Origin of the sequence: Phenylobacterium sp. (assembly GCF_036402295.1) — a bacterium.
GTDB lineage: Bacteria > Pseudomonadota > Alphaproteobacteria > Caulobacterales > Caulobacteraceae > Phenylobacterium.
This window is the reverse complement of the sequence record NZ_DASWTE010000417.1, coordinates 1-5,247: the sequence shown is the minus strand read 5'-3', so window position 1 is coordinate 5,247 and position 5,247 is coordinate 1. Positions and strand designations below refer to the sequence as shown.

General features: G+C 69.9%; 5 protein-coding genes. All 5 read right to left on the bottom strand.

What is annotated here, in order from left to right:
* The coding region (gene guaD, locus VGD44_RS24155; protein ID WP_331090933.1) for a guanine deaminase at window positions 1-1,214 on the bottom strand (1,214 nt) is incomplete at its 3' end.
* A complete protein-coding gene (locus VGD44_RS24150) occupies window positions 1,211-1,702 on the bottom strand; it encodes an ureidoglycolate lyase (protein WP_331090932.1) in 492 nt (163 codons plus the stop codon). The genes guaD and VGD44_RS24150, both read right to left, overlap by 4 nt.
* Window positions 1,702-2,892, bottom strand: coding sequence for a urate hydroxylase PuuD (locus VGD44_RS24145; protein ID WP_331090931.1), 1,191 nt, complete (start codon window positions 2,890-2,892; stop codon window positions 1,702-1,704). The genes VGD44_RS24150 and VGD44_RS24145 overlap by 1 nt, the downstream gene beginning before the upstream one ends.
* Entirely contained in the window at window positions 2,889-3,833 is a 945-nt protein-coding gene (gene xdhC, locus VGD44_RS24140; protein ID WP_331090930.1) for a xanthine dehydrogenase accessory protein XdhC, read from the bottom strand. The genes VGD44_RS24145 and xdhC overlap by 4 nt, the downstream gene beginning before the upstream one ends.
* Window positions 3,826-5,247, bottom strand: a 1,422-nt coding sequence (locus VGD44_RS24135) for a xanthine dehydrogenase molybdopterin binding subunit (protein ID WP_331090929.1), incomplete at its 5' end; no start/stop codon positions are given. The genes xdhC and VGD44_RS24135, both read right to left, overlap by 8 nt.

The following is a 5,247-nucleotide window of genomic DNA, read 5'->3' as shown; positions in this document are numbered from 1 at the left end:
GTCTCGGCCAGCGTGCGGGCCTTGGCGGTGCGACGCGCGAGCAGCGGCGTGGCGGCGAGGTCGAGGACGAGGAAGTCGGCCTCCTTGCCGGGCCGAAGGTTGCCGACCTTGTCGTCGATGTGCAGCGCCCGGGCGCCGGCGAGCGTGCCGAGGTAGAAGGCCTGCAGCGGATCGAGGTTGTCGCCGCGCAGCTGGCCCACCTTGTAGGCCTCGCCCATCATGTGGAGCAGCGAGAACGAGCCGCCGCCGCCGACGTCGGTGCCGAGCGCGGTCGTGACCCCGCAGGCGCAAGCCTGCTTCAGCGAGAAGAGGCCGCTGCCCAGCAGCAGGTTTGAGGAGGGGCAGAAGGCGGCGGCCGCGCCGGCCTTGGCGAGACGGCCGAGCGCATCGTCGTCGGAGTGGACGCAGTGGGCGAAGACCGAGCGGGATGTGACGAGTCCGAAGCGATCGTAGACGTCGAGGTAGTCGCGAGCGTCGGGAAAGAGCTCGCCCACGCGGGCGATCTCGTCGGGGTTCTCCGACATGTGGGTGTGGATCAGCACGTCCGGATGGGCGGCGGCGATCTCGCCGGCCATGGCGAGCTGGGCGTCGGTGGAGGTGACCGCGAACCGCGGCGTGACGGCGTAGCCCAGCCGCCCGCGCCCGCGCCACGCCCGGATCAGGGACTCGGTGTCGGCGCGGCCGGTCTCGACGGTGTCGGTGAGGCCGGCGGGCGCATTGCGGTCCATCAGCACCTTGCCGGCGATCAGGCGCATGTTGCGGGCGAGCGCAGCCTCGAAGAGCGCGTCGGCCGAAGCCTTGTGGACGGTGCAGAAGCAGAGCGCGCTGGTGGTGCCATTGGCGAGCAGCTGGTCGAGGAAGAAGGCGGCCACGGCGTCGGCGTGCGCCTTGTCGGCGAATGCCTGTTCGGCCGGGAAGGTGTGGGTGGTCAGCCAGTCGAGGAGCTGGGCGCCCCAAGCGGCTATCACGTCCACCTGCGGATAGTGGACGTGGGCGTCGACGAACCCGGGGGTGATCAGGCGGCCGGGAAGCTCGGTGACGGCTAAGTCGCCCAGCGTGGGCGCGAGGTCGGCGTGGGCGCCGAAGGCGGCGACGTGGCCGTCGTCGACGATCAGCAAGCCGTCGGGGTGGTAGGCGACCGCCTCGTCCGCCGGCGCGCGGGCGGGGTCCTCCAGCATGTGGAGCAGAGCGGCGCGGTAGGCGTGGCGGGTCATGCGCGGACCGCGATCCAGTCGGCTTCGGGCAGCTCGACCTCGTCCAGGTTCTCGCCCGGCCCGCCATCGCGATCGACCACCAGGAAATCGCTCTCGGCCTCGAGGGCGAGCAGGAAGTGGTGCCAGGTCCCCTTGGCGTAGTTCACGCCCTGGTTGGCCTCGGCGCGGAAGACGCGGACCTTGGCGGGGTGAAAGCCGCCAGGCGGGGCCACGGCGACCAGGAACGGCCGCCCTTGCAGCGGCATGAAGGCCTGGCTGCCCAGCGGGTGACGCTCGAAGATCTTCAGGATCGGGGGCGTCAGCGGCTTCGAGCGGAAGATGCTGATGATCGCCTGGCCGTCGCCGACGGCGACGTCGGTGAGGGCGTTGAAGCGGGTGGTCCAGCCATAGTTGATCGGCTTGGCCTCAGCGCGGTCTGAGGCCTCGATCACGTCGCCGAACGGCGCGAAGGCGTCGGCGGTGAGAGGTTCGGGGATGACCTGGCGCATCAGCCCCCCACCTTCCCGCCGTCCTTGATCCAGGCGCCGAGCTGGGCGCGTTCCAGGTCGGTCATGCCGGTCTCGTTGCCCTGCGGCATGGACTGGGTGGCGACGGCGCGGGCGTAGATCTTGTCGAGGTGCTTCGCGAGGCCCGCGTCGGTGTCGAAGGCGGCGCCGTTCGGCGCCACGGGCACGCCGCGGTGGGTTGGGTGCTCCGCGTGGCAGGCAATGCAGTGCCTGTCGACGATCGCGCGCACGGTGGCGTAGCTCGGGACCTCGGCGACGGTCGGCGGTTGGGGCTTGGCGGCCACGTTCAGGACCGCGACGGTCACGAACGCCAGCGCGCCCGCGGCCAGCACCTGCGGCTCGGAGCGCCCGGCGTTCTTGAGGTTGAAGAAGTGGCGGATCGTCCAGCCGGCGATCCCCAGGCCCGCCAGCCACAGCCAGTTGAGCGGGGCGGCGAAGATCATCGGGTAGTGGTTGCTGATCATGATGAACAGCACCGGCAGCGTCATGTAGTTGTTGTGCACCGAGCGCTGCTTGGCCTGCTTGCCGAGCGCGGGGTCGGGCGTCTCGCCGGCCAGGACCTGGGCCACGACCTTCCGCTGGTTCGGGATGATGATCGCAAAGACGTTGGCGGCCATCACCGTGCCGATGATCGCGCCCACGTGCATGAAGGCGCCGAGATCGGAGAAGACGCGGGTGAGGCCGTAGCCGGCGGCCACCAGCAGCGCGAACCACACGGCGCTGAGCAGCTTCAGGTTCTGGCCGATCGGCGAGCGGCAGAGGCCGTCGTAGACGAGCCAGCCGACCACGAGGCTGCCGACGCCCAGGCCGATCGCCTGCCAGGTGGAAAGGTCGGCCTTGGTCTTGTCGATGAGGTTGAGGTCGGCGCCGACGTAGAAGATCAGGCTGAGCAGCAGGAAGCCCGAGATCCAGGTGGTGTAGGCCTCCCATTTGAACCAGTGCAACTCCTCCGGCATGTCGGCGGGGGCCACCGTGAACTTCATCTGCCGGTAGAAGCCGCCGGAATGGACGCTCCAGAGCTCGCCGGCGATGCCGTCCGGCGCTTCGGACGGCTTCTTAAGATGGCTGTCCAGCCACATGAAATAGAACGACGAACCGATCCAGGCGATGCCCGCGATCAGGTGCAGCCAGCGGATCGCCAGGTTCGCCCAGGCTTCGAGGTCGGCGATCAAACGTCGGCTTCCTGGGTCAGTTGTAGGAGTTGCGCCGCGAGCGCCACGGCGATCACCGCCGGCGCCTTGCTCTTCAGGTCGGCCACACCGATGGGACAGGTGAGGCGGGCGAGGTCGGCGTCGCCGAAGCCGTCGTCGCGCAGGCGGCGCTCGAAGCGGACCCGCTTGGTGCGTGACCCGATCAGGCCGAGATAGCGCGTGTCGCCGCGGGCGAGAGCCGCGCGGGTCAGTCGGTAGTCCAGGTCGTGGCTGTGGGTGAAGATCGCGAACAGGGTGTCGGCCGGCGCGGCCTCGATCGCCGCTTCCAGGTCGTCCTCGCACAGGATCGTGGCGCGCGTGCCGCTGGCCTCGGGGCGCAGGTCCTCGCGACTGGCAAGCCAGTCGAGCTGGAAGGGCAGTGGTGCGAAGGCGCGCGCCACCGCCTTGCCCACGTGGCCGGCGCCGAAGATCACCAGGCGGGGCGGCTTCGGATGGATCGTCTCAGACAGGCGGCGGACCTCCGGGATGGGCGTGCGCGGGCCGTCGGAAGGACCCGCTTCAGACTCCACGGTACGTGTCATCGCGCCGTCCTCGAAGCGGGCGTTCAGCGCGAATGCCGAGGTTGCGGTCGCCGCCGGCTCGAGCCAGGCGAGGCTGCCTTCGTCGATGCGCTCGACCAGAAGCCGCACGTGGCCGCCGCAGCACTGGCCGAGCAGCGGGCCCAGCGGATAGTCCTGCAGGGCGTGGCGGCGGGCGTCCTGGGCGAGGAATTTGCGGGCCTGATCAAGGCCTTGCCGCTCCAGCGAGCCACCGCCGATCGTGCCGGTAAAGCGGTCGGGCCGTACCAGCATGCGCGCGCCGATCTCGCGTGGCGTCGAGCCCTGCGCGCCCACGATGGTGACCATGGCGAGCGGCTCGCCCGCGCGGACGGCCTTCAGGGCCTCTTCGATCCACTCAACCACGGCCGCGGCTCCGCACGTCGTCGATGGCGGCCAAGATGCGCTCGGGCGTCGCCGGGGCGTCGAGGTTAGGCATCACCTTGTGGCCACCGACGCTCGCCACCGCGTCGGTCAGCGCCGAGAACACGGAGATCGCCAGCATCAGCGGCGGCTCGCCCACGGCCTTGGAGCGGTGGATGGTCGGCTCGCGGTTCTCGCCCGGCTGCCAGATAGACATGTTGAAGACGCCGGGCCGGTCGCCGGCAGTGGGGATCTTGTAGGTCGACGGCGCGTGGGTGGCGAGCCGGCCGTCGGCGTCAAACACCAGTTCCTCGGTGGTCAGCCACCCCATGCCCTGGATGAAGCCGCCCTCGATCTGGCCGAGGTCGATGGCCGGGTTCAGCGAGCGGCCGACGTCGTGCAGGATGTCGACGCGGGTGACCTTGTTCTCGCCGGTCAGGGTGTCGACCACGACCTCCGAGCAGGCGGCGCCATAGGCGAAGTAATAGAACGGCCGGCCCTTGTGGCTGACCCGGTCGTAGGCGATGCCGGGCGTCTTGTAGAAGCCCGTCGCGGAGAGCGGGACGCGGGCCAGATAGGCCTGGTTCACGACATCGCGGAACGAGAAGAGCTCACGGCCCACCTGCACGCCGTCGGGGGTGAACACCGGATCGTGGCCGTACTGCTCGCGGGCCCAGGCGGCGAGGCGGGACTTGATCTGCTCGCAGGCGTTGAGCGCCGCCATGCCGTTGAGATCGCTGCCCGACGAGGCGGCGGTCGCGGAGGTGTTGGGCACCTTGTCGGTGCGCGTCGAGGTGATCCGTACGGACGATAGCGGAACCTGGAAGGCGTCGGCGGCGACCTGGGCGACTTTGATGTTCAGCCCCTGGCCCATCTCGGTCCCGCCGTGGTTCAGGTGGATCGAGCCGTCTGTGTAGACGTGGACCAGGGCGCCGGCCTGGTTCAGGTGGGTGGTGGTGAAGGAGATGCCGAACTTCACCGGCGTGAGCGAAAGCCCGCGCTTCAGGTGGTCGTTGGCCGCGTTCCAGGCCTGCACGGCGGCGCGGCGGGCGCGGTAATCGCAGGCGGCCTCCAGCTCTGTCATGATCTCGTGGATCACCGCGTCCGTGACCGTCTGCTCGTAGGGCGTGAGGTCGCCGGCGACGCCGTAGAGGTTGGCCAGGCGCACATCCAGCGGGTCCTTGCCGAGTGCGATGGCGACGGCGTCCAGCCCGCGCTCGATGGCCATCATCCCCTGCGGGCCGCCGAAGCCGCGAAAGGCTGTGTTGGAGACCGTGTGGGTGCGGGTGCGGTGCGAGACGATCTCGGCGGCCGGCAGCGCATAGGCGTTGTCGGCGTGGAACATCGCCCGGTCGTTGATGGCGCGGCTCAGGTCCACCGAGAAACCGCAGCGGGAGGCGAACTCGAAGGCGGCGCC

What these genes read in the sequence shown, in the direction of transcription:
- VGD44_RS24150 (WP_331090932.1), bottom strand. Translation starts at nt 1,702, where the DNA reads ATGCGCCAGGTCATCCCCGAACCTCTCACCGCCGACGCCTTCGCGCCG.